This window comes from Pseudomonas sp. GW823-FHT02C02 (assembly GCF_058797635.1).
Genome location: NZ_JBXAJV010000013.1, coordinates 174,283 through 196,125, shown reverse-complemented (window position 1 = coordinate 196,125; position 21,843 = coordinate 174,283). Strand labels below are relative to the sequence as shown.

Genomic DNA, 21,843 nt, shown 5'->3' with positions numbered 1-21,843 from the left:
AACAATAAGCACGCAAGGTTGCCACCGCGACCTTGCTGATGGAGTACCTGATCATGTTCGCTTCAGCGACTGCTTCGAGCACCCCGTTGGTGGGTATCCAGCCAACCGCAACACCTGTCGATGAGCCGTACCTGCTGGAGATCATCAACGTCAGCAAGGGTTTTCCCGGTGTGGTGGCGTTGTCGGACGTGCAGCTGCGGGTGCGCCCCGGCTCCGTCCTGGCGCTGATGGGCGAGAATGGTGCGGGCAAGTCCACCCTGATGAAAATCATCGCCGGCATCTACCAGCCGGACGCCGGCGAGTTGCGCCTTCGCGGCCAGCCGGTGGTGTTCGATACGCCGCTGGCCGCGCTGCAGGCCGGGATCGCAATGATCCACCAAGAACTCAACCTGATGCCGCACATGAGCATCGCCGAGAACATCTGGATCGGCCGCGAGCAGCTCAACAGCCTGCACATGATCGACCACCGCGAAATGCACCGCTGCACTGCGAAACTGCTCGAACGCCTGCGGATCAACCTCGACCCGGAGGAGCAGGTCGGCAACCTGAGCATCGCCGAGCGGCAGATGGTCGAGATCGCCAAAGCGGTGTCCTACGACTCCGACATCCTGATCATGGACGAACCGACCTCGGCCATTACCGACAAGGAAGTCGCGCACCTGTTCTCGATCATTGCCGACCTCAAGAGCCAGGGCAAAGGCATCATCTACATCACCCACAAAATGAACGAAGTGTTCGAGATCGCCGATGAAGTAGCGGTGTTCCGCGACGGCGCCTACATCGGTTTGCAACGGGCTGACAGCATGGACGGCGACAGCCTGATTTCGATGATGGTCGGCCGCGAGCTGAGCCAGTTGTTCCCGGTGCGCGAGAAACCGATTGGCGATCTGCTGCTGTCGGTGCGCGACCTCAAGCTCGACGGCATTTTCAAAGGGGTGTCCTTCGACCTGCATGCGGGCGAGATCCTCGGCATCGCCGGGCTGATGGGCTCGGGCCGCACCAACGTTGCCGAAGCGATTTTTGGCATCACTCCGAGCGACGGTGGCGAGATTCGCCTCGACGGCCAGGTGGTGCGCATCAGCGATCCGCACATGGCGATCGAGAAGGGCTTCGCCTTGCTGACCGAGGATCGCAAGCTCAGCGGCCTGTTCCCGTGCCTGTCGGTGCTGGAGAACATGGAAATGGCGGTGCTGCCGCATTACGCCGGCCACGGGTTCATCCAGCAGAAAGCCCTGCGGGTCTTGTGCGAAGACATGTGCAAGAAGCTGCGGGTCAAAACCCCGTCGCTTGAGCAGTGCATCGACACCTTGTCCGGCGGCAACCAACAGAAAGCCTTGCTGGCGCGCTGGCTGATGACCAATCCACGCATCCTGATCCTCGACGAACCGACTCGTGGCATCGATGTCGGCGCCAAGGCCGAGATCTACCGGCTGATCTCCTACCTCGCCAGCGAAGGCATGGCGGTGATCATGATTTCCTCGGAGCTGCCGGAAGTGCTCGGCATGAGCGACCGGGTGATGGTCATGCACGAGGGCGACCTGATGGGCACCCTCGACCGCAGCGAAGCGACCCAGGAACGAGTCATGCAACTGGCCTCGGGCATGTCCGTACGCCATTGAGTCAAGGGCAAACAGAGTCCAAGGGTGAGCAGAGTCCAGGGGTGAACCGGGATTCTGTGGCGAGGGAGCTTGCTCCCGCTGGGCTGCGAAGCGGCCCCAATGTCTCGAACATACCGTAGAACTGGCGAGCGCTGCGCACTCGAGCGGGAGCAAGCTCCCTCGCCACAGGTATGTAGTCGATGCCGGAATTCATTAGAAGGGTGAATGGTTATGAACGCGATACTGGAAAACAAGCCAGCAACGGCACCGGTCAAGAGTCGTCGGCGCTTTCCGACCGAGTTGAGTATCTTCCTGGTGCTGATTGGCATCGGCCTGGTCTTCGAAGTCTTTGGCTGGATCGTGCGCGACCAGAGCTTCCTGATGAACTCCCAGCGCCTGGTGCTGATGATCCTGCAAGTGTCGATCATCGGCCTGCTGGCGATTGGCGTGACCCAGGTGATCATCACCACCGGGATCGACCTGTCCTCCGGTTCGGTGCTGGCGCTGTCAGCGATGATCGCTGCGAGTCTGGCCCAGACCTCGGATTTCGCCCGGGCGGTGTTTCCGTCGTTGACCGACTTGCCCGTATGGATTCCAGTGATCGCCGGGCTCGGCGTCGGGCTGCTGGCGGGCGCGATCAATGGCAGCATCATTGCCATCACCGGGATTCCGCCGTTCATTGCCACCCTCGGCATGATGGTCTCGGCGCGTGGCCTGGCGCGTTATTACACCGAAGGCCAGCCGGTGAGCATGCTCTCGGATTCCTACACGGCCATCGGTCATGGCGCCATGCCGGTGATCATTTTCCTGGTGGTCGCGGTGATCTTTCACATCGCCCTGCGCTACACCAAGTACGGCAAGTACACCTACGCCATCGGCGGCAACATGCAGGCGGCGCGCACCTCGGGGATCAACGTCAAGCGTCATCTGGTGATCGTCTACAGTATCGCCGGGTTGCTGGCCGGCCTGGCGGGCGTCGTGGCCTCGGCGCGTGCCGCGACCGGGCAGGCGGGGATGGGCATGTCTTATGAGCTGGACGCGATTGCCGCGGCGGTCATCGGCGGCACCAGCCTGGCCGGTGGCGTCGGGCGCATTACCGGCACCGTGATCGGTGCCTTGATTCTCGGAGTGATGGCCAGTGGGTTTACCTTTGTCGGTGTTGATGCGTATATTCAGGACATCATCAAGGGACTGATTATTGTGGTGGCGGTGGTGATCGACCAATACCGCAACAAGCGTAAACTCAAGCGCTGAGTCGTAGAACCGACAGCCAATGCGCCACGCCTGACCCGCGTGGCGCAACCATTTGTCTTCTCTATACAGCCGCTCGATTGAATTTCTTGCTATAAACGCACTCCGATAACCACCGCAGAGGCTGCCATAGAGCACTTTCCGGGCTTTGTCGGACAAATTCGCTGTCTTTTCAGTTGCTGAGGCCTCAAGTCGGCCTTAGACTGCCGGCCCTCGTAAATTGAGTGCCGGGTGGCGCTTGGAATAAACGGCGCCTTTCCGATGGCCAGACCTGGTCCACCGGAACGCTCCCTAATTCGCCTTAATGCACGTTTTTTTATAGAGATATCAATGACAAAGGACAAGTTGCTGGCCATGCCGGCGGATGACTACATGAATGCCGAGCAACATGCTTTTTTCTATGAGCTGTTGCAGAACATGAAAGTCGAAACCCATGAGCGCATCGAACAGAACCGCATCGCCATCGAGAGCCTGGACACTCCAGCCGATCCGGCCGACGCTGCTTCTGTCGAAGAAGAGCGCACCTGGCTGGTGAACGCGATCGATCGCGACCAGCGCATGCTGCCTCAGTTGGAACAGGCTCTGGAACGCATCAAAGAAGACAGCTTCGGCTGGTGCGATGACAGCGGCGAGGCCATCGGCCTGAAACGCCTGCTGATCAGCCCGACCACCAAGTACTGCATCGAAGCTCAAGAGCGTCACGAACAGATCGACAAGCACCAGCGTCAGGCCTGATTTCGTAGCGCCCCGCATCGCGGGCAAGCCCGCTCCCACGGTTCACGATGAACCTGCAGGAGCGAGGCTTGCCCGCGATGCTTTTTGCCGTCTGCGAAAACCTCAGGCACTTCTATTGATCTGCTGCAACGCCCACTACTAATGGACCATAGATAATGGCCTTGTGGTGGCGTTTAATGCATGCACAACAATTAGAAGAGCCTTGGGGTGACGAAGATGACGAGAGACGGATCTCTGGTTGCGGCAGTGCCTGCACCAGTGTTTTTGCCGAAAAACCTTTGGCTGACGCCAACTCTGCAAAGCATCGCCCTGATGCTCTTGCTGTGCGGCATGGCGTTGGGTGGCTGGTCGCTTTACCTTTGCCTGCCACTGGCGGTGCTGGTGATCTGGCTGCCTCGCCTGCGCTCGCGCGCCACGCCCGAAGCAGCGCCCGCCGACGGCGCCATCGCCATCGCCGAGTTGACTCGCGATCTTTCCTACACCACCAGTCATAACGCTTTGTCGGCCGCGGGCGTGGCCTTTTCGGTCAAGCAACTGGCGGACAAACTGCAATCGCAACTCGACGCGGCGGCGCAAATCGTCAGCAACGCCGAAGTGATGATCGGGACCGAACAAGCCACGTCGAAACTCAGCCGCGAAGCCCTCAGTGCCGCCAGCGAAGCTCATCAGAGCAGCGCAGCAGGGCGCACGGAACTGATCGAGTCCATCAGCCGCATGCATCAGCTCAGTCAGCGCGCCAATAACAGCCGTGAACTGATCGAAGCCCTGAGCCTGCGCAGCGACGATATTCAACGGGTCACCCTGGTGATTCAGTCCATCGCCAGTCAGACCAACCTGCTGGCCTTGAACGCCGCGATTGAAGCGGCTCGGGCCGGGGAACATGGTCGCGGGTTCGCGGTGGTGGCGGATGAGGTTCGCGGCCTGGCGGCGCGCACGGCGACGGCGACTGGCGAAGTCGGGGAGATGGTCGCCGATATCCAGCAACGCACGGCGCAGGTGGTGGAGCAGATCCGCCAACTGTCCAGCGACCTCGACATTGGCGTCAAGCAGGTCGAGCACACCGGCCAGCACCTGGAAAACATCGCGCGCCTGGCTGCCGGCGTCGAGCATCAGGTCGGGGAAATCGCCAAGGGGGCGGACACCAACCGCGAACAACTCGACAGCCTGTTCCATGCCATTGAACAGATGCGCAGCGACCTGGCGATCAGCGACCAACAGACCCAGCGCCTGGCCCAGGCTGCGGTGCAAATGGAAGGCCAGGCCGAAACCATCAGCGAGCGTCTGGCCGAAGTCGGGCTGGATGACTACCACCAACGCATCTATGACCTGGCCCGCGAAGGCGCCAGCCAGATTGCCGCGCGCTTCGAAGCGGATATTGATCAGGGCCGTGTCAGCCTCGATGATCTGTTTGATCGCAATTACCAGGCGATCCCCAACACCAGCCCGGCCAAGTTTCAGACGCGTTTTGATCGTTACACCGATCAGGTCTTGCCCGCCATCCAGGAACCGTTGCTGCCGCGCCATGAAGGCCTGGTGTTTGCCATCGCCTGCACCCAGCAGGGTTACGTGCCCACCCATAACAAAATCTTCAGCCAACCGCTGACCGGCGATGCGCAGGTCGATACGGTCCAAAACCGCACCAAGCGCAAATTTGCCGACCGCACCGGCATCCGCTGTGGCAGCCATCAACAGCCGGTGTTGTTGCAGACTTACACCCGCGACACAGGCGAACTGATGCACGACCTTTCGGTGCCGATCATGCTCAAGGGGCGGCATTGGGGTGGGTTGCGGTTGGGGTACAAACCGCAAAGTCCTCGCTAGATGCTCAACATGATAACCGGTGAGCAAGCCTGAAACTCAACTGTGGCGAGGGAGCTTGCTCCCGCTGGGCTGCGTAGCGGCCCCAAGATGGGCCTGCTGCGCAGTCCAACGGGAGCAAGCTCCCTCGCCACAGGTTTATCGCTGACGGAAGACAGGCGGGCTAGTGAATCTGATGCATGCGCAGGTTCAGGTCGTCGACCACCCGCGCCCAATCGGCGTCTTCACGCAATTGTTCTTTGAGGAAGCCGGCTTGTTGCGGCGTCCAGAACTCCGCATCGATGAGTTTCTTGTCGTCGGCCAAAGGTGAATGGCTGGCGATGAATTCATCGATGGCTTTCTGACTGGAGTCCAGACCGAGCTGGTCGAACAAACCTTTCAAGTCGTGTATAGGTGAATCCATCTTCATCTCCTTGCGGGTCGCGATCTGAGGTGCGGCTTCATGGCATCTGAGCGGGCCGCGCTTCAGGAGTTCGATTGCGATGTGGGGAAGCAGGAGAGAGCATAGACGGCAAATCCGACGATCAGGCTTTCAATGCACCTTCATCGACAGCAGTTTTCAGAGCCTGGGCAGCTTCTTTGGCGGCGATGGCAGCGACGTCCGAGGTCTTGAACCAGCGATCCTTCTCGACTTGGTGATACGTCACCGTGGTCAACGGTGGTTTGGCACGCATGACAATGACTGCCTGGAATTCGCCTTCGACCTCTCTGGCTTCGCCCCGGATAAAAAATTCACCGATATCAAATTCCGTCACGTAGCTGCCTTCCCTTGGAAATATATTGTTGTGTTGAATGCCGTCCGTCCTGGGGACGAATTTCATTGGTCGGGCAGTATGGCAGTAGTTGCCTGCCGGCGGCTGAGTTAAGTCGCCGGCATGACGAAACGTCTATAGGCATGAAGGCAGGCGAACGCGTCAGATGCGAGACTCAAGTGAGCGGGCAAGTGCGCAGGCTTCGTTATGGCAGCCACGGAAACCTCTTACACGACCCGTAGAAATTTCCTTGATATGGAAGAAGGCATTACCGGCCAGCACCACCTGAAAGCGTGGCAGCAGCAGGCTTTCAGGCTGCAATTCATGCGGCTGGAACACCGCAGGGTGCAACGGGGCGTAATTGTTTGCGCGCGTTGTCTGGGGGGAAGCGAAGTGAGTCATGGTGCACATGTGAAGTCCTTTTCATTGTTTTACCGACGTGTGTACATCGTTTTGGGTAGTCTCGGTGAGCATCGCTGCTCTAGAATCACCCGCACTGGTTAGCGAACGGTGTTCATCTAAAGCAATTTTTTATTTGCGATATGTCGGAAAAGTGCTTTTTTTAAAGAGTTTTTTCCCTAAAGTTGGTAATCCGGTTTCCTCTGGCTGTGAGAAGGGCTTTTTCCTTCAACATCTGACGACTTTCACAGAGGACGGCGCGAGTGATATTCCAGTAATCTCACTGACCTCGCGAGGCATGAGCGCTCTGCTCGGCTCAGGATTTCAACCCGGGTCTTACGGCAACACTTCGGCATGGCCGCTTTTTTCTGCTGTGCGCTTTTTCTGCGTGCGGCATCATTTTCAGATGTGGGGATGTTTCCTTGGCAGTAAGTAATCTCGATATGCATGCTTTGTTCGTGCTGGGTGATTTGCGCGCAAAGCTGGTTAAACAGTTTCAGTCACGTTTCGTTTACATCACCGAACAGAACGCTGAAGGCATTTACATTGCCGAGATCGACACCGAAGAGGCGCTGGTGGTCGACGACAAGCCAGGGCTGAAGCTCAAGGTCGGCGATCATTTCAGCGCTTCGGTTCTGCCCAGTCGTGAAGGCGGCAAGCTCGACATCAAGTTCCGTGAAATCAAACTGACGGTTTACGGGCTGGGCGATTACGCCTTTGTCACCACCGCAGAGGGTCACGCGATTGTGTTCAAGGAAGGCCATAGCGTGGTGATGGTCTTCGCCGCGCACCAGCAGTTGCAGGAAGGCCTGACCAAAACCCTGAAAGCCGTGACCGCCAAAGCCGCCAAGTGGCGCAAAGGCGAACTGATCACGTTCAAGGCCAGCGAGTAATGACCCTGACCCGCGCCGACTTCCACGAACAGAACCAGGCCAGTGCACACCTCGAAGCCCGACGGCTGTTCGAGCACAAGGCTGTTCTGCAGGGAGGCTGGCTGACGTGGGTGGCGTCACAGATTTACACGCTGCGCCCGGCGGCTTACGCCAGCATGGTCAGAAGAGAGCTGGCACGCTTGCAGGAAACTTCCGAAAATTAAATCGCCCCTCTCGAAAGCAGGAACCTCTACTACAGTCAGTTGACTGAGTATTCAGAGGCTTGCGGTCTTCTGTCAGGCCATCCTGCTATTTGCTGTGAACAGCACGAGGTGCAAAAGCATGAAAGGATTTCGACGGTTGTTGGTTGGTGCACTGGCCGCATTGGGTGTATTGAGTTCACCCATTCCGGTATCCGCTGCCCAGGCGCCGATCCATTTTGCCGACCTGAACTGGGAAAGTGGCAGCCTGATCACCGACATCCTGCGGATCATCGTCGAGAAGGGCTACGGCCTGCCGACCGACACCTTGCCCGGGACCACCATCACCCTGGAAACCGCCTTGGCCAACAATGACATTCAGGTCATTGGCGAAGAGTGGGCCGGTCGCAGCCCGGTCTGGGTCAAGGCTGAAGCCGAGGGCAAGGTCGTGAGCCTGGGCGACACGGTCAAGGGTGCCACTGAAGGCTGGTGGGTGCCGGAATATGTGATCAAGGGCGACCCGGCCAAGGGCATCAAGCCACTGGCTCCAGATCTGCGCAGTGTCAGCGACCTGCCCAAGTACAAGGATGTGTTCAGCGATCCGGAAAGCCCGGGCAAGGGACGCTTCCTCAACAGTCCGATTGGCTGGACATCGGAAGTGGTGAACAAACAGAAGCTCACGGCTTATGGCCTGAACGACAGTTATGTGAATTTCCGCAGCGGTTCCGGGGCGGCGCTGGATGCAGAGATCAGTTCGTCGATCCGTCGTGGCAAGCCTGTGCTGTTTTATTACTGGTCACCGACGCCGTTGCTTGGGCGCTTCAAGCTGATTCAGCTGGAGGAACCGCCCTTTGATGCCGAAGCCTGGAAAACCCTGACGGACGCTGATAACCCTAATCCGAAACCGACTCGCTCGCTAGCCTCGAAGCTGTCGATTGGCGTGTCCACACCTTTTCAAAAGCAGTACCCGCAGATTGCCGACTTCTTCAGCAAGGTCGATTTTCCGATCGACCCCTTGAACAAGGCACTGGCCCAAATGAGCGAAAAACACACCCCGCCACGGCAAGCGGCGGAGGCGTTCATGAAGGCGCATCCTGATGTCTGGCAGGCATGGGTGCCGAAGGATGTGGCGGATAAAGTCTCCGCCAGTCTCCAGTGACTATTGTGGCTAGGGAGCAAGCTCCCTCGCCACAAGACATGTGCAGGGTTAAAAACGCGTTTGCACCGCAAGCTCAAACGTTCGCGGTGTTCCGAGGTAATACGCCGGCGATACATGCGCAAACTCGGCATACACCTCGTTGGTCAGATTTCGCACTCGGCCGGTGACGGTGGTGTGGCGGTCGACCTCGTAACGGAGAAACGTGCCGTAGATCGTGTACGACGGCACCGTCATGGTGTTGGCGCTGTCGGCAAACACTGAGGCCACATAGCGCGCATCGACACCCCCTTGCCACTGCGGTGCGAAGTCATAGGTCAGCCACACATTGCCGACCCGGTCCGGCACATTGGTCGGCGTGTTGCCCTTGCGTGATACCACCACGCCCGCCGCATTTTTCTCGGTGAACGCGTCGTACTGTGCGTCAACCCACGCGAAGTTGCCCTCGGCCAACAGCTTGTCGGTGATTTGCAACGAACTGGCCAATTCAATCCCCTTCGACGTCTGCTGACCCACTGGAATGCTGAGGGTCGGGTCCAGCGGATCGGTCACTGCGAAATCCTTGCGCTCAATCGTGTACGCCGCCACCGTTGCCGAACCGCGCCCGTCCAGATAATCGAACTTGCTGCCGACTTCCCATTGCTTGCCGGTGGACACGTCGAAATCCTGCGTGCCGTTGGGTTGTTCGGCAGCGGTGCTGTATTGCACGTAGACGTTGGCGGAGGGAATGAACTGGTAGGTCAGGCCGAGCCTTCCAGTCACCGGCTCCCAGCTGCGTTTCAAATGGCGGGGATTGCTGGCGGTCACTTGCCGGTGATTGGTCACGTTCAGGTCGATATCGTCGTAACGCAGGCCGGTCAGCAACGCCAGTTTGTCGGTCAACGCCAGGCGGTTTTCGGCGAACAGGGCTTTGGTGGTGACCTCGTTGGTCTTGTCGCTGACAAATCCCGGTCGGGTGCCGGGAATGTCGTAGAAGTGCCCCGGCTGGAAGTTATTCGGGTCAACGGTGCTTGCGCCTTTGACGTTCAACGGCGAGTTGGTGGTCTGGTTGACCTTGTACTCGAAACCGCCAGACCAGGTGGTCTCCAGACCCAATAGCGTGTTGTCGTGGCGCAGTTCGAACTGGTTGCCGTTCTGTTCGCCCTGATGCCGGACCTGATACGCCGTGGAGCGATTCACCGCGCTGTTGTCGGCGTTGTACTGATAGGTTTCCAGGTTGCGGTAATCGCGCTGGCTGTCGAGGTGGTAAAGCGTGTTGCGCAGGGTGGTGCTGTCGGTGATCCTGTAGTCGATGATCGAGCGAGCCCAGATCGTGCGCTGCTCGTAACGCCCGTCTTCAACGTTGTAATTGTTGAAACGATTGTGTTTGTCGATTTTCAGCTCGCCCGCCTTGGGATTGAGCACGGGTGTGCCCCAGTAAGGACTGTCTTCGTGTTCGTCCTGATATTCCAGCGCGAGGGTGTGGGACAGATTGGGCGTCAGGTCGCTGAGCAGCGAAAACGCGACACTCCAGGCATCGCGCTCCTGGCGGTCGATGTAGCCATTGCCGGTGTTGTGGCTGACGTCGAGGCGCGCGTAGTGCTGCACATCATCCCCGGCCTCGCTGAGTGCGTGGTTAAGGCCGAACGCGGTCTCGGTCGTGTCATAAGTCCCGTAACTGACACGACCTTCGACCGCTTGCTCTTCTCGGGTCGCAAGTTTGGTCACGTAGTTCAATGAGCCACCCACGGAGCCGGCGCCATTGATCAGCGACGAGGGGCCACCCACCAGTTCGACCCGATCGTATATCCATGCATCCACTGGCCGGGCGAGGCCGCCAGAGACGTTGATGCCGTTGAACATCTGTGTGATCTGACCGCTGGTGAAACCGCGGTAGGAAACGAACCCGCCGAAACCCGGCGGTGCGCTGGCGTTGACACCCGGCAAGGTGTTGGCGGCATCCTGGAAGTTTTGCGCGCCGTGGCGCTCGATGTCGTGGCGGTTGGCGATGGCGACTGATGCCGGGGTTTCCCGCACGCTCAGGCCCAGATGCGAGGCCATGCCGCTGGACTGGTCGAGGCTCAGCCCTGGCTCGGTCGTCGCTTCGCCATCAATGGTAATCGGTGCGAGGTCGACGGTGGATTGCGCCCAAGCGTTAACAGACAGGCAGCCGCACAGGCTGGCCAGCAAAGGGCTTACTAACAAAGCAGCATGTTTCATCGATGAATCCTGAATTCCTGGCTAAGAAGCAGCGCACGAGCGAACGCCACGCGTTGGCGCAGTGGGCTGATCGGGAAAGGCGAAGAAATTCAGGCGACAGGCGGAGCGCGAGGATTGGCCGAGGGCCAGGTGAAACGGGCGGGGAGGTCAGCGTTGGCGATGACAGCCAGAGGCGGGCTGTGCTGCTCCGGGAGTATCGCCAGGGTCAGGCTGGAGTTGAGCGCCGGGCTCATGCCACCGGTGGAACACAGCGGGCAACCAAAGGCTTTGGACAGGGTCGGCAGGTTGTCGTCCGAGGAGTTCGAGGAAACTGGCGCCTGGGTCGCCGGATCAACCGAACAGAACGGGCCGCCGATGCCGTTGAGCTGCATCCCGACCATTTGCCCGTGACCGATACTGCAGGCGAACACATTGAACAGGACGCAGCAATAAAGCATCCATGCCATCAATGTGCGATCAGTTCGGGCGAGTTTCATGGAGCGGCACTTTATCATCGTCGATGACGAATACCCTTACAAAATCGTTCAATGAAGTTCATCCTGCTGCGACATTTCACGCTGGATGTCTGAACATGAGCCTATTGATCGCGCAATGGATGGCTGCCATCTTCCTGTTGATCAGCCTGATCCACCTGTACTGGGCGGCAGGCGGCAAGTTAGGTAGCGAGGCGGCGGTCCCGCGAATATCGCCAGAGGGGGGAGGGGAATCCAGGCCGGCCTTCAAGCCGTCGGGGTTTGCCACGTTGCTGGTCGCGGTGGGATTGCTGTTGATCGCGATGCTGGTATGCCTGCGGGTCGGCCTGTATTTGCCGACGGTGTATCACTGGTCGCTGCAATGGGTAATCAGCGCCATTGCGATGCTGATGTTTGCCCGGGCAATCGGCGATTCGAATCTGGTCGGGTTTTTCAAGCAGGTCAAGGATTCGAAGTTTGCCCGACTCGACACCTGGGCTTATTCGCCGCTGTGTGTGGTGTTGGGGGCCGGATTGTTGGCTGTTGCCTGGATCTGACAAGCTTCGCGGGCAAGCCTCGCTCCTACAGGATCGTGGGAAATCACCAACGTGTGATCGACCCAAAACCTGTAGGAGCGAGGCTTGCCCGCGAAGAGGCCCTGACATCCAACACAAATCTTCCGAACTAACTCCCGCTTTCTGTGCGCCGACTACTCACCTCAGCCGGCACATCATCCCCCGCCATGCGCTTGCGAAACAGCGCCGCCCGCGCCAGCAGCAATGTGGTCACCGGCACCGTAATCGACAACAGGATCGGAATCAGCCAGGCATGCAGCACCGGCCCGGACTTCAGCGCCGAAAAATATATGATCGAGGCCAGCGCCACACACCACGCCCCCAGGGTCGAGGCCAGTGCCGGCGGGTGCATACGCTGGAAATAATCCTTCATCCGCACCAGGCCAATGGCGCCGATCAGCGCAAACAGACTGCCGAGCACCAGCAGGATCGCCACGGGTATTTCAACCCACAGAGACAGTTCCGCGTTCATTCGATCACCTCGCCACGCAGCAGGAATTTGGCCAGGGCAAACGAGCCGACGAAGCCGAACAGGGCGATCAGCAGCGCCGCCTCGAAGTAAGTGTCACTGGCATACCGAATGCCAAGCGCCAGCATCATCAGCATCGCGATGATGTACAGGTAGTCCAGTGCCAGAACCCGGTCCTGGGCCGACGGGCCTTTGAACAGGCGAATCAGGGTCAGGATCATCGCCAGCGAAAAGATGAACAGGCTCAGCAGGATCGCGTTCGACAGCAATTCGCTCATTCGAAGATCTCCATCAAGGGGCGCTCGTAGGTCGCCTTGAAGTGTTCGATAAACAGCGTTTCATCCTCCAGATCGAACACGTGCAGCAACAGAATGCTGCGGTCCAGCGCCAGTTCCGACCAGACCGTCCCGGGGACCACCGTGCAGATCATCGACAGTGCCGCGAGGCCGTTGGCATCGCGCAAGTCCAGCGGGACCTTGATGAAGCGCGAGCGCGGTGGACGGCGACCGGCATTGAGCACGCCCCAGGCCACGACGAGGTTGGACACCAGCACGTCACGACCGACCAGGAAGAACAAACGCAGGATCACCCCCGGTCGACGAATGCGGATCGGCAGCGGCCGCAGCTTGCGCATCATCAGCGGCGCGCAGAACCCCAGCACCGCGCCGAGCAACAGGTTGCCGGGGCTTATCGACAGGTTCAGCACCAGCCACAACAGCCACAATGCCAGGGACAACCACGGTGCCGGAAACAGACGCTTCATGGCTGCACCTCCAGCATCGCCGCCCTGGCTTCCGGGCTCGGCACCACACGCGTGCCCAGTACCGCCATCACGTATTGCTGCGGATTGTTCAAGGCATCAGCGGCCGCCTGGGTGTAGCGCATCAGCGGTTCGGCCTTGAAGGTCAGCGCAACACTCAGCCCCAGCAGGACGATGATCGGCACGCACTCGAAGCGTCGCAGCAACGGTGATGGCCGTTCTTCGGGTGTCCAGAAACGCTGGATGCCCAGCCGCGAGAAGGCAATCAACGACGCCAGCCCGGACAGGATCAGCAACGCCAGCAAGCCCCACGCCGCGTTCGATATCGGCACATCGGTGCTATTGCCCAACCCCAACGGGTTGAGCAGGGCACTCAACAGGCTGAGTTTGCCGATAAACCCGGACAACGGCGGCATGCCGATAATCAGCAGCGAGCAGGCAATGAAGCTCAAGCCGAGGAAGGCCATGGTCCAGGGAATCACCTGGCCGACCACGGCTTTCTGTTCGTCATCGAGGTTGATGCCTTTGGGCGGTTGCAGGGATTCCATCGGCCGTGGAAGCAGGTCGCCGTCGTCGAACAGCGGCATTTCATTGGCCGAACGGGAGCGCTCGATCAGCTCGGCCAACAGGAACAACGCGCTCAACGCCAGGGTCGAGCTGACCAGATAGAACAGCGCCGCGCCGATCAGGTTCGGCTGGGCAAAGCCGATGGCCGACAGAAGAATCCCCGCCGACACCAGAATGCTCAGGCTGGCCATGCGTTCCAGTCGTTGTGCGGCGAGGATAGCCACGCCGGCGCAGACGATGGTCGCCATGCCGCCGTAAATCAGCCAGTCGCCACCAAAGTACGCCGACGCCCCGGCCTGGCCGGAGAACAACAAGGTCCACAAGCGCAGCAAGGTGTAGACGCCGACCTTGGTCATGATCGCGAACATCGCCGCCACCGGTGCGCTGGCGGCGGAATAGGCCGGCACCAGCCAGAAGTTCAGCGGCCACATCCCTGCCTTGGCCAGGAACGCCACCGCGAGAATCCCCGCGCCGGCGTGCAGCAGGCCGCGATCGGCTTCCGGCACCAGCGGGATTTTCAGCGCAAGGTCGGCCATGTTCAGCGTGCCGGTGACGCCATAAATCAGCGCCGCGCCAATCAGGAACAGCGACGACGCCAGCAGGTTGATCGAGATGTAATGCAAGCCCGAGGAGACCCGCGCCCTGCCCGAACCGTGGAGCATCAGGCCGTAGGAGGCCGCCAGCAGCACTTCGAAAAACACGAACAGGTTGAACAGATCCGCCGTCAGGAACGCGCCGTAAAGGCCCATCATCTGAATCTGGAACAGCGCGTGGAAACTCGAACCGGCGCCGTCCCAACGGGCCATGGCGAACAGCAAGGCACTGACGCCGATGATCCCGGTCAGCACCAGCATCAACGCCGACAGGCGATCGACCACCAGCACGATTCCGAACGGCACTTGCCAGTTACCCGGCAGGTAGACGCCGATCGAACCGGGCACGCCAGTGGCTTGCGTCCACTGCAGCAACAGTACGGAAATCCCCAGGCCCAGCAGGCTGGAGAACAGGTTGATCTTGGCTTTCAACGGGCGGTGTTTCTCGCCGAGCATCAGCATGAGGGCGGCGGTCAGCAGCGGCAGCAGAATCGGTGCCGCGATCAGGTGCGTCATCGCATTCATTCTTTAGGCTCCCGGCCATCGACGTGGTCGGTCCCGGTCAAGCCGCGCGAGGCCAGCAACACCACCAGAAACAGCGCGGTCATGGCGAAGCTGATCACGATCGCGGTCAGCACCAGCGCTTGCGGCAGTGGGTCGGTGTAGTGCAACAGGTCCTGCGGCACGCCGTCCTTGATGATCGGCTCCTTGCCGATGAACAAGCTGCCCATGCTGAAGATGAACAGGTTGACGCCGTAGGACAGCAGGCACAGGCCCATCACCACCTGAAACGTCCGTGGCCGCAGGATCAGCCAGACGCCGGACGCGGCGAGCACGCCGATGGCGATTGCGATGACTTCTTCCATCAGACGGCTCCTTTGGTGGCGACGGATCTGGGCAGGGCAGCGGTCTTGTGACCCCGGACCGATTGGTGAGCGATGGCGGTGAGGATCAACAGCGTCGAACCGACCACCACCGCGTACACGCCGATGTCGAAGAACAGCGCACTGGCGATGTGAATGTCGCCCAGCACCGGCAGTTCAAAATGCCAGGTGTGGGTGGTCAGGAACGGATACCCGACTGCCATCGCGCCGAGCCCGGTGATCGTGGCGAACAACAGGCCGGTGCCCATCCAGCGCAACGGTCGCAGGCTCATTTGTGCCTCGACCCACTGGGTGCCGGCAACCATGTATTGCAGGATGAAGGCGACCGACATCACCAGCCCGGCGACAAAACCGCCACCCGGTTGATTGTGCCCGCGCATGAACAGGTAGAAGGACACCACCACCGCAATCGGCAACAGCAGGCGCACCAGCACCGCCGGGACCATCATGAAACCGAGCGCGGTGTCGCTGGCATGGCGCGGGTTGACCAGGTCGGTGACGACGTCGGGTGCCAGCAGGCGTTGCTGAGCCGGCAATTGCAGGCTTTCTTTCGGCGGGCGGAAGCGGCGCAGCAGGGCGAAGACGGTCAGGGCCACGGCGGCCAGCACAGTTATTTCACCGAGGGTATCGAAACCACGGAAGTCTACCAGCATCACGTTGACCACGTTGCTGCCGCCGCCTTCGGGTAGAGCGCGACTGAGGTAGAACGAGGAAATGTGGTTGGGCGTCTGGCGCGTCAGCATCGCATAGGCCAGCAACGCCATGCCGCCACCGACGACACTCGACAGCAGCAAGTCGCGGATCCGGCGGATGCGCGCTTTGCGCAGGGTGCTCGGCAGGGGCGCCACCTCTTCGATCCGCCGTGGCAACCAGCGCAGACCGAGGAGGATCAGCACCGTAGTCACCACTTCCACGACCAGTTGCGTCAATGCCAGGTCCGGCGCCGAGAACCAGACAAAGGTGACACAGGTCATCAGGCCGCAGACGCTGACCATGGTCAGGGCGGCGAGCCGGTGATACTTGGCCTGCCAAGCCGCGCCGAGGGCACAGGCAATCGCCAGCAGCCACAAGGTCACGAACACGATCGAGCCCGGAATCTTCGGCCGGTCACCCCAGCTCAGGCTGCTGTGCAGCATCGGAATCAATCCGGCGAACACCGCCGCGAGGACCACTAGGAACAATTGGGTTTGCAGGCGCTTGGTGTTGATTCGCCGCTCCAGCCGACGGGCGAGGCGCATCATGACCACCAGGCTGCGTTCGAACAGGCGCTTGCCGTTGAAACGCCCAATGATCGGCGGGTATTTGAAACGCCCGCGCTTGAGCAGATTGCGCAGCAGCAGGTAAAGCACGATGCCGCAGGACATGGCGATCAGGCTCATGATCATCGGCGCGTTCCAGCCGTGCCAGATCGCCAGGCTGTACTCCGGCAAGGTGCCGCCCACCACCGGCAGGGCCGCAGCGGACAGCAACGGGCCGACCACTTGCGCCGGGAAAATCCCCACGACCAGACAGGCGAACACCAGCAACTCCACCGGCGCGCGCATCCAGCGTGGCGGTTCGTGCGGGGTGTGGGGCAGGTCGGTGGCGGTCGGGCCGAAGAACACATCAACGGTGAAGCGCAGCGAATAGGCGACGCTGAAAGTACCGGCGATGGTCGCCACGATTGGCAAGGTCATCTCGACCCAGGCCGTGGCGTTGATGAACACGGTTTCGGCGAAGAACATCTCTTTGGACAGGAAGCCGTTGAGCAGCGGCACACCGGCCATCGAGGCACTGGCGACCATGGCCAGGGTGGCGGTGAACGGGATCAGCTTGATCAGGCCGCTGAGCTTGCGGATGTCACGGGTGCCGCTTTCATGGTCGATGATCCCGGCGGCCATGAACAGCGAGGCCTTGAACGTGGCGTGGTTGAGGATGTGAAACACGGCGGCCACGGCGGCCAGCGGACTGTTAAGTCCCAACAACAAGGTGATCAGGCCGAGGTGGCTGATGGTCGAGTAGGCCAGCAAACCCTTGAGGTCGTTCTGGAACATCGCGCAGTACGCGCCAAGCAACAGGGTGCAAGCCCCTGCGCCGCTGACGATGTAGAACCATTCTTCACTGCCGGACAACGACGGCCAGAGCCGCGCGAGCAGAAACACCCCGGCCTTGACCATGGTCGCCGAGTGCAGATAAGCCGAAACCGGTGTCGGCGCCGCCATCGCGTGGGGCAGCCAGAAGTGGAAGGGGAATTGCGCACTTTTGCTCAGGGCGCCGATCAGGATCAGGGGCAGCAGGATAGGGTAGAGGTGATGCGCGCGAATCAGGTCGCCGGCGGCCAGGACCTTGTCCAGGTCATAGCTGCCGACCACATGGCCGAGCAGCATCACCCCCGCCAGCAAACACAAACCGCCCGCGCCGGTGACCATCAGCGCCATATAGGCGCCGCGTCGCGCATCGGCGCGGTGGTGCCAATAGCCGATCAACAGGAATGAAAAGAGGCTGGTCAGCTCCCAGAAAAACACGATCTGGATAAGGTTGCCGGAGATCACCAACCCGAGCATCGCACCCATGAACGCCAGGAAAAACGCAAAGAAACGCGGCACCGGATCGTCCGGCGACATGTAATAGCGGGCGTATAAAGAAACCAGCGTGCCGATGCCCAGCACCAGCATCGAGAACAGCCAGGCGAAGCCGTCCATGCGCAGGACGAAGTTCAGGCCCAGGCTGGGCAGCCAGAAAAACTCTTCACGAATGACGCCGCCATCGGCGATTTGCGGGTACAAGAGGGCAACCTGGACGGTGCCAATCAAAGCCACCAGGCCAGCCAGTAAAGATTCGGTATTACGCGCGTTGTGTGGCAGCAAAGCCGCCAGACAGCTGCCAATAAAAGGCAGAAGCAGTAGAACTATCAGGGACATAGGCTTCTAATCTGCGGAAGTTTGTGAAGCATCATACGTGCCAGCTCTCGGATCACCAAACGCCAAGCTGTCGCAGAATCCTTCAAGGTAGACGGGAAAAGCCGGATTTACAGTGTTGCGAAGGACTGTTTTAGCAGGTCCGGCCCCTTCGCGGGCAAGCCTCGCTCCTACGGGTTTTGTGTCGTTCGCAAGTTCGGGTATCGACACAAAACCCGTAGGAGCGAGGCTTGCCCGCGAAGGCAATCCGCCAGGCACTGAAAATCTTAAAGCTTAACCTTGGGTTTCCCGTTCCAACTCTTCTTCGGTCGCAGCTGCCTTACCCTTGGTCTTCAACTCACTCACTATCACCGCCGCCACAATTAACCCCGCACCCACCAGAGCAATCGCTGGCAACCGCTCCCCGGCGATCCGCCCGACAATCCCGGCCCACACCGGCTCGCCCGCATAGATCAACGTCGCCCGAGTCGGCGATACGCTCTTCTGCGCCCAGTTCATCGCCACCTGGATTGCCGCGCTCGCGGCGCCCAGGCCCAGTGCACTGCACAGCAACAACCACGAGAAATCCGGAATCACTTCCTGGGTCGGCACCACCATCAGGAACGCCAGCACCGACGTGGTCGCCAGTTGCACCACCGTCACCCGGCGCACATCGACCTGACCGGCATAGGTGCTGATCAGAATGATCTCTGCCGCAATCGCGACCGCGCTGATGAGCGTGGCGATTTCACCGGGGCTGAAATTAAAGGAAGTGCCCGCAGGCCCGGACAGCAACATCAACCCGGTAAACGCCAGCATGATCCCGATGCTCGGCATCAGCCCCGGACGCCGCCCCAGCACCAGCCATTGCAGCAACGGCACGAAGGGCACGTACAACGCGGTAATAAACGCCGACTGACTGCTGGGAATACTTTGCAAACCCACGGTCTGCAAGCCGTAACCGAGCATGATCGCCACGCCGATAAAGGCACCGGCCTTGAGTTCGAACAGGGTCAGGTCCCGCAGGTGACGCCATGAGAACAACGCAACAATGATTGCCGCCGCAGCAAAGCGCAGGCCGACGAAAAACATCGGCCCGCTGACGGTCATTGCATGCTGCACCAGCAGGAATGTCCCGCCCCAGACCATGGTGATCAGCACCAGCACGCACTCAGCCTTGCTGAACCGAGAGAAACGGGGAGAAGTGTGAGAGGGGTTCACAGACGTCATGACCTTGCGCGCTACCTGAGGGCGACGCACAATGCGTCGAATGTTGCGCAGTATACTGCCCAACCCCACCGAGTGAGCAATATAGTGCACAAAGATTCTACCCCGCGGGCTTCGGTCCTCCAGCACGTCAGCCAGAACGTCCGACGCCTGCGCCATGCCGCCGACATGAGCCAGACCGCGCTGGCCGAAAAGTCCGGAGTTAGCCGTCGCATGCTGGTGGCGATCGAGGCTGGCGAGAAAAACGTCAGCTTGACCACCCTCGATCGCGTGGCCGAAGCGCTGGACGTGGCGTTCAGTGATTTGATCCAGGCGCCGGATGCCCGAGATCCGAGCCGTATCAACGAAGTGGCCTGGGCCGGTTCGATCCCCGGGAGCAAAGCCGTTCTGCTGTCCAAAGCCACCGCTACTCGCGAAGTGGAGCAATGGGAGTGGTGCCTGCAACCAGGAGAAATCTACCCCTCGCAACCGGATGCCGAGGGCTGGAGTGAGCAGATCTTTGTATTTGAAGGCTGCCTGACCTTGATGCTGGGCGACACGCCGCATGAGATCGCCGCCGGCGAGTTCTACATGTTCCCCAGCAACCAGCCGCACGCCTACCGCAATGATGGGGTTGTGGCGACGCGGTTTGTGCGCAATGTGGTGATTTGACTGCGGACTATCGCTCAGCGGAAACGATGAGCTACCTGGTCGCCATCGGCCGGGCGTTGATGACACGTCCTACTTTGGTACTGCTTGATGAACCCTCCATGGATTTGGCGCCTATTATCGTCCAGGAGATTGTCGAGATCGTCGCGCAACTCAATCGTGCCGAGCAGGTGAGCTTTCTGATTGCCGAGCAAAACATTAACGTGGCACTCAACTACGCATCGACGGCCTACGTTCTCGATACCGGCCGAGTCGTTGCTGGCGCGGGGCGACCTGCTTGGTTTCTATTCAGGTAAACATTGACCAGTGAGAACGCCATGACTCAAACCCAGCGCGCACAGGCGCCCGACGCCATCCGCCACGCGGACATCCTGATCGTCGGCGGCGGCCTCAGCGGCGCGATGCTGGCGGCGCAGCTGTTGCGATTGCCTGGCAAGCGTTCGGTGCTGGTGATCGAGCCGCGCGCGGAACTCGGGCGGGGCGAGGCGTACAGCGCGGTCGAGCTGGGCCATACGCTCAACGGCAACGCTGCGCGCATGAGCGTTGACCCGGACAACGCTGACGACCTGACCCAATGGCTTACCGAACACATCGCGGCCGGTGGCTGGCCGGAGTCCGATGAGCAGCATGTGCCGATCAGTGAGCTGTTCCCGCCCCGGGGCCTGTTCGGGGTGTACGTGCAGCAGCGCTTGGCGCAAGCGCAGGCGGTGGGGGCGGTGGACGGTTCGACGGTCGAGCACGTGCGGGCCGAGGTGGTCGATCTGCAAACCGGGGATGATTCGGTATGGCTGACCTTGAGTAATGGGCAGCGCTTGCAAGGCGCTTACGCGGTGCTGGCCACGGGGATGTTTCCCGCTGCGCGCACCCCGCAGACCGAATCCAGCGGTTTGAACGCTGCGGCGCTGGATCCTTGGGATGTCGCGGCCATGCGCCGGCTGGACCCGCAGTCGACGGTGTTGATCATCGGTTCGGGCCTGACTATGGTCGACGCCGTGGTGTCGCTGGAGCAGGCCGGGCATCGCGGGCCGATCGAAGTGTTTTCTCGCCACGGCTTGCTGCCGCACGTGCGCCGGCAACCGCCGGCCTGGGTGGATTTTCTCGCCGATGATCAGCGCATTCGCACGCCTCGACAGCTGGTGCGCGAACTGCGCCGGCATTGCCGGGACGCTATCGCTCAGGGCATCGACTGGCAGGCGCCGCTCGATACCGTGCGGGCGCATATCGGCCGGTTGTGGAGTCAGGCGACGGACGTGCAGCGCCGGCAGTTTGTGCGGCATGTGCGGCCCTGGTGGGAAAGCCATCACCACCGCTCGCCACCGTTGAGTGCCGAGTTGGTGGCGCGGCTGCACGAGGAAGGGCGGTTACGGATCCAGGCGGCGTCGTTCAAAGGGCTGGAATCGACGGTCGAGGGGCAAGTGAGCATCCGCATCCGCCGTCGTGGCGAGGTTGAAACAACGGTGGTCAGCGGCGCAGCGTTGATCAATTCCAGCGGCATCGAATACGACTGGCGCCGGGTGGCCCGACCGCTGCCGCAGCAACTGCTGGCGCGCGGGCTGATTCGTCCGGGGCCGTTGGCGTTGGGGATTGCGGCGGCGGTTGATGGCGCGGTGCTGGACGCTGACGGACAGGTCGCCCAACGGCTGTTCGCCATGGGCCCGCCGTTGCGCGGCATGTGGTGGGAAAGCACGGCCGTCACCGACGTCGCCAGTCAGGCCAAAGCCCTCGCCGAACGCCTTGCCCGGCCGCTGTAGCGGCTATCGAGCCTGTGAGGCTGCGCAGTCAGTGCAGCTTCAGGTGCTTTGCACTATCCCA

At 60.6% G+C, this 21,843-nt stretch carries 23 protein-coding genes and 1 pseudogene; 12 read left to right on the top strand and 12 right to left on the bottom strand.

Going from position 1 to position 21,843, the window contains the following annotated elements; all coding sequences use genetic code 11:
• The first annotated feature begins 53 nt into the window (after nt 1–53).
• The 4 genes from AC1ROI_RS22525 to AC1ROI_RS22510 all read left to right on the top strand — a co-directional run bounded on the left by AC1ROI_RS22525 (nt 54) and on the right by AC1ROI_RS22510 (nt 5,405).
• Entirely contained in the window at nt 54–1,619 is a 1,566-nt protein-coding gene (locus AC1ROI_RS22525; RefSeq protein ID WP_010459632.1) for a sugar ABC transporter ATP-binding protein, read from the top strand.
• A gap of 210 nt (nt 1,620–1,829) precedes the next feature.
• Complete coding sequence (locus AC1ROI_RS22520) at nt 1,830–2,852, top strand: ABC transporter permease (RefSeq protein WP_008153855.1); 1,023 nt, start codon at nt 1,830–1,832, stop codon at nt 2,850–2,852.
• Between the two features lie 327 nt (nt 2,853–3,179).
• Nucleotides 3,180–3,584, top strand: a complete 405-nt coding sequence (locus AC1ROI_RS22515; RefSeq protein WP_010459637.1) for a TraR/DksA family transcriptional regulator — start codon at nt 3,180–3,182, stop codon at nt 3,582–3,584.
• Nucleotides 3,585–3,800: 216 nt separating this feature from the next.
• Nucleotides 3,801–5,405: a methyl-accepting chemotaxis protein gene (locus AC1ROI_RS22510; RefSeq protein ID WP_102595423.1), complete on the top strand. Its 1,605-nt coding sequence runs from the start codon at nt 3,801–3,803 to the stop codon at nt 5,403–5,405.
• A gap of 160 nt (nt 5,406–5,565) precedes the next feature.
• On the opposite strand, the gene AC1ROI_RS22505 is transcribed toward AC1ROI_RS22510, so the two are convergent.
• From AC1ROI_RS22505 to AC1ROI_RS22495, 3 genes are all read right to left on the bottom strand, one after another.
• Nucleotides 5,566–5,805, bottom strand: coding sequence for a DUF2789 domain-containing protein (locus AC1ROI_RS22505; RefSeq protein WP_010459641.1), 240 nt, complete (start codon nt 5,803–5,805; stop codon nt 5,566–5,568).
• 121 nt (nt 5,806–5,926) lie between these two features.
• A complete protein-coding gene (locus tag AC1ROI_RS22500; protein ID WP_010459643.1) occupies nt 5,927–6,157 on the bottom strand; it encodes a hypothetical protein in 231 nt (76 codons plus the stop codon).
• A gap of 159 nt (nt 6,158–6,316) precedes the next feature.
• Nucleotides 6,317–6,565, bottom strand: a complete 249-nt coding sequence (locus AC1ROI_RS22495) for a hypothetical protein (RefSeq protein ID WP_010459645.1) — start codon at nt 6,563–6,565, stop codon at nt 6,317–6,319.
• Nucleotides 6,566–6,620: 55 nt separating this feature from the next.
• On the opposite strand from AC1ROI_RS22495, the gene AC1ROI_RS22490 reads away from it, so the two are divergent.
• From AC1ROI_RS22490 to AC1ROI_RS22475, 4 genes are all read left to right on the top strand, one after another.
• Nucleotides 6,621–6,989: a hypothetical protein gene (locus AC1ROI_RS22490; protein ID WP_146012942.1), complete on the top strand. Its 369-nt coding sequence runs from the start codon at nt 6,621–6,623 to the stop codon at nt 6,987–6,989.
• Nucleotides 6,976–7,446 (top strand): hypothetical protein, encoded by a 471-nt coding sequence (locus AC1ROI_RS22485; protein ID WP_042932119.1) that lies wholly within the window; start codon nt 6,976–6,978, stop codon nt 7,444–7,446. Before AC1ROI_RS22490 ends, AC1ROI_RS22485 begins: the two co-directional genes overlap by 14 nt.
• Nucleotides 7,446–7,649, top strand: coding sequence for a hypothetical protein (locus AC1ROI_RS22480; RefSeq protein ID WP_010459649.1), 204 nt, complete (start codon nt 7,446–7,448; stop codon nt 7,647–7,649). Before AC1ROI_RS22485 ends, AC1ROI_RS22480 begins: the two co-directional genes overlap by 1 nt.
• A 118-nt stretch (nt 7,650–7,767) precedes the next feature.
• Nucleotides 7,768–8,784, top strand: coding sequence for an ABC transporter substrate-binding protein (locus AC1ROI_RS22475; RefSeq protein WP_010459651.1), 1,017 nt, complete (start codon nt 7,768–7,770; stop codon nt 8,782–8,784).
• 48 nt (nt 8,785–8,832) lie between these two features.
• On the opposite strand, the gene AC1ROI_RS22470 is transcribed toward AC1ROI_RS22475, so the two are convergent.
• Together AC1ROI_RS22470 and AC1ROI_RS22465 are read right to left on the bottom strand one after the other, a co-directional pair.
• Entirely contained in the window at nt 8,833–10,980 is a 2,148-nt protein-coding gene (locus AC1ROI_RS22470; RefSeq protein WP_102595419.1) for a TonB-dependent receptor, read from the bottom strand.
• An 89-nt stretch (nt 10,981–11,069) separates the two neighbouring features.
• A complete protein-coding gene (locus AC1ROI_RS22465; RefSeq protein ID WP_102595420.1) occupies nt 11,070–11,456 on the bottom strand; it encodes a DUF2946 domain-containing protein in 387 nt (128 codons plus the stop codon).
• A 95-nt stretch (nt 11,457–11,551) separates the two neighbouring features.
• On the opposite strand from AC1ROI_RS22465, the gene AC1ROI_RS22460 reads away from it, so the two are divergent.
• Entirely contained in the window at nt 11,552–11,989 is a 438-nt protein-coding gene (locus tag AC1ROI_RS22460) for a DUF3995 domain-containing protein (protein ID WP_102595421.1), read from the top strand.
• A gap of 127 nt (nt 11,990–12,116) precedes the next feature.
• Here the strand turns inward: AC1ROI_RS22460 and AC1ROI_RS22455 are convergent, their stop codons facing one another.
• The 7 genes from AC1ROI_RS22455 to AC1ROI_RS22425 form a co-directional block, all read right to left on the bottom strand.
• On the bottom strand, nt 12,117–12,479 hold the full coding sequence (locus AC1ROI_RS22455) for a Na+/H+ antiporter subunit G (protein ID WP_010459660.1): 363 nt from the start codon (nt 12,477–12,479) through the stop codon (nt 12,117–12,119).
• On the bottom strand, nt 12,476–12,754 hold the full coding sequence (locus tag AC1ROI_RS22450) for a K+/H+ antiporter subunit F (RefSeq protein WP_007935991.1): 279 nt from the start codon (nt 12,752–12,754) through the stop codon (nt 12,476–12,478). Before AC1ROI_RS22450 ends, AC1ROI_RS22455 begins: the two co-directional genes overlap by 4 nt.
• A complete protein-coding gene (locus AC1ROI_RS22445) occupies nt 12,751–13,239 on the bottom strand; it encodes a Na+/H+ antiporter subunit E (RefSeq protein ID WP_010459665.1) in 489 nt (162 codons plus the stop codon). Before AC1ROI_RS22445 ends, AC1ROI_RS22450 begins: the two co-directional genes overlap by 4 nt.
• A complete protein-coding gene (locus tag AC1ROI_RS22440; protein ID WP_102595422.1) occupies nt 13,236–14,921 on the bottom strand; it encodes a monovalent cation/H+ antiporter subunit D in 1,686 nt (561 codons plus the stop codon). Before AC1ROI_RS22440 ends, AC1ROI_RS22445 begins: the two co-directional genes overlap by 4 nt.
• Nucleotides 14,918–15,262 (bottom strand): Na+/H+ antiporter subunit C, encoded by a 345-nt coding sequence (locus AC1ROI_RS22435; protein WP_007986256.1) that lies wholly within the window; start codon nt 15,260–15,262, stop codon nt 14,918–14,920. The genes AC1ROI_RS22440 and AC1ROI_RS22435 overlap by 4 nt, the downstream gene beginning before the upstream one ends.
• Nucleotides 15,262–18,180, bottom strand: coding sequence for a monovalent cation/H+ antiporter subunit A (locus AC1ROI_RS22430; protein ID WP_083376929.1), 2,919 nt, complete (start codon nt 18,178–18,180; stop codon nt 15,262–15,264). The genes AC1ROI_RS22435 and AC1ROI_RS22430 overlap by 1 nt, the downstream gene beginning before the upstream one ends.
• Nucleotides 18,181–18,450: 270 nt before the next feature.
• A complete protein-coding gene (locus AC1ROI_RS22425) occupies nt 18,451–19,476 on the bottom strand; it encodes a DMT family transporter (RefSeq protein WP_102595513.1) in 1,026 nt (341 codons plus the stop codon).
• On the opposite strand from AC1ROI_RS22425, the gene AC1ROI_RS22420 reads away from it, so the two are divergent.
• The 3 genes and pseudogenes from AC1ROI_RS22420 to AC1ROI_RS22410 all read left to right on the top strand — a co-directional run bounded on the left by AC1ROI_RS22420 (nt 19,471) and on the right by AC1ROI_RS22410 (nt 21,782).
• Entirely contained in the window at nt 19,471–20,034 is a 564-nt protein-coding gene (locus AC1ROI_RS22420) for a helix-turn-helix domain-containing protein (RefSeq protein ID WP_010459672.1), read from the top strand. The two genes, AC1ROI_RS22425 and AC1ROI_RS22420, sit on opposite strands and share 6 nt — an antisense overlap.
• 35 nt (nt 20,035–20,069) lie before the next feature.
• A pseudogene (locus AC1ROI_RS22415) lies at nt 20,070–20,334 on the top strand (ABC transporter ATP-binding protein); the annotation flags it as partial.
• A 14-nt stretch (nt 20,335–20,348) separates the two neighbouring features.
• A complete protein-coding gene (locus tag AC1ROI_RS22410) occupies nt 20,349–21,782 on the top strand; it encodes an FAD/NAD(P)-binding protein (RefSeq protein ID WP_102595514.1) in 1,434 nt (477 codons plus the stop codon).
• Nucleotides 21,783–21,843 lie beyond the last annotated feature (61 nt).

Excerpts from the sequence above, each read along its gene's own strand:
- AC1ROI_RS22525 (WP_010459632.1), top strand. The coding sequence starts at position 54 with ATGTTCGCTTCAGCGACTGCTTCGAGCACCCCGTTGGTGGGTATCCAG.
- AC1ROI_RS22520 (WP_008153855.1), top strand. The coding sequence starts at position 1,830 with ATGAACGCGATACTGGAAAACAAGCCAGCAACGGCACCGGTCAAGAGT.
- AC1ROI_RS22515 (WP_010459637.1), top strand. The coding sequence starts at position 3,180 with ATGACAAAGGACAAGTTGCTGGCCATGCCGGCGGATGACTACATGAAT.
- AC1ROI_RS22510 (WP_102595423.1), top strand. The coding sequence starts at position 3,801 with ATGACGAGAGACGGATCTCTGGTTGCGGCAGTGCCTGCACCAGTGTTT.
- AC1ROI_RS22505 (WP_010459641.1), bottom strand. The coding sequence starts at position 5,805 with ATGGATTCACCTATACACGACTTGAAAGGTTTGTTCGACCAGCTCGGT.
- AC1ROI_RS22495 (WP_010459645.1), bottom strand. The coding sequence starts at position 6,565 with ATGTGCACCATGACTCACTTCGCTTCCCCCCAGACAACGCGCGCAAAC.
- AC1ROI_RS22480 (WP_010459649.1), top strand. The coding sequence starts at position 7,446 with ATGACCCTGACCCGCGCCGACTTCCACGAACAGAACCAGGCCAGTGCA.
- AC1ROI_RS22475 (WP_010459651.1), top strand. The coding sequence starts at position 7,768 with ATGAAAGGATTTCGACGGTTGTTGGTTGGTGCACTGGCCGCATTGGGT.
- AC1ROI_RS22470 (WP_102595419.1), bottom strand. The coding sequence starts at position 10,980 with ATGAAACATGCTGCTTTGTTAGTAAGCCCTTTGCTGGCCAGCCTGTGC.
- AC1ROI_RS22465 (WP_102595420.1), bottom strand. The coding sequence starts at position 11,456 with ATGAAACTCGCCCGAACTGATCGCACATTGATGGCATGGATGCTTTAT.
- AC1ROI_RS22460 (WP_102595421.1), top strand. The coding sequence starts at position 11,552 with ATGAGCCTATTGATCGCGCAATGGATGGCTGCCATCTTCCTGTTGATC.
- AC1ROI_RS22455 (WP_010459660.1), bottom strand. The coding sequence starts at position 12,479 with ATGAACGCGGAACTGTCTCTGTGGGTTGAAATACCCGTGGCGATCCTG.
- AC1ROI_RS22450 (WP_007935991.1), bottom strand. The coding sequence starts at position 12,754 with ATGAGCGAATTGCTGTCGAACGCGATCCTGCTGAGCCTGTTCATCTTT.
- AC1ROI_RS22445 (WP_010459665.1), bottom strand. The coding sequence starts at position 13,239 with ATGAAGCGTCTGTTTCCGGCACCGTGGTTGTCCCTGGCATTGTGGCTG.
- AC1ROI_RS22440 (WP_102595422.1), bottom strand. The coding sequence starts at position 14,921 with ATGAATGCGATGACGCACCTGATCGCGGCACCGATTCTGCTGCCGCTG.
- AC1ROI_RS22435 (WP_007986256.1), bottom strand. The coding sequence starts at position 15,262 with ATGGAAGAAGTCATCGCAATCGCCATCGGCGTGCTCGCCGCGTCCGGC.
- AC1ROI_RS22430 (WP_083376929.1), bottom strand. The coding sequence starts at position 18,180 with ATGTCCCTGATAGTTCTACTGCTTCTGCCTTTTATTGGCAGCTGTCTG.
- AC1ROI_RS22410 (WP_102595514.1), top strand. The coding sequence starts at position 20,349 with ATGACTCAAACCCAGCGCGCACAGGCGCCCGACGCCATCCGCCACGCG.